At 46.7% G+C, this 754-nt stretch carries 1 protein-coding gene; it reads left to right on the forward strand.

Annotated features, from left to right (window positions below; genetic code table 11):
* A partial coding sequence (locus R8O11_RS27155; RefSeq protein WP_318194868.1) for a methyl-accepting chemotaxis protein occupies positions 1-754 on the forward strand: 754 nt, incomplete at both ends.

Consider the following 754-nt stretch of genomic DNA (forward strand, 5'->3'; position numbering starts at 1 on the left):
CAATAGCGCGGCTAATTCTCTGATCTCAGGTATGTATCAGGAAGAGTTGATGCTCATGAAAGGGCTGATAGAGGCTGGCAATCTTTCTCAAGCTCAAGTAGCAAATCTTATTGCGGGTTCAGAGACAGTCTCTATTGGCACAGGACCGCAATCTGTATCGGTATTGAATGGCGCATTCAGTTTGGTTGCAAATCATGAGCTTTCTCTGTGGACTGCCCTATCAATGACTCAAGTGAGCATCATCTGCGTGAGCTTGTTTGTTCTCGCGCTGGGTGTTTACTACATCATGACGTTCATCGGTGGCGCAATGTTCACCATGAACAAGGCGCTAAACACGCTTGCTGATGGCGACCTAACCGCGCGGATGAATTTCTTCCCTGTTCGTGATGAGTTCAGTGAAATCGCCATCACGATTGATAAAGTCGCGGAGCGTGAACAAAAAATGGTTCAATCTATCCAAGAGTCTGTCGCTCTTATGCAGCAAATCAGCTCGGACTTGAATCAATCGATTCACCACAGTTCTGAAATTTCTGCGACACAACAAGAACACCTCAACTCTCTTGCAAGTGCAACGGAGCAGATGGCGTCAACGATTCGTGAAGTTGCGACACTGGCTCACGACTCAAGCACACAGACGGATGATGCACGTAGTGTGGCTCAATCAGGCCAAGTGAAAGTCGAAAATACGCTTCATTCGATTTCAAATCTGTCGAATGAGATTCAATCTGCTTCTCAAGCGGTTGAAGAGCTAGAT

This window comes from Vibrio sp. 1288 (assembly GCF_033344475.1).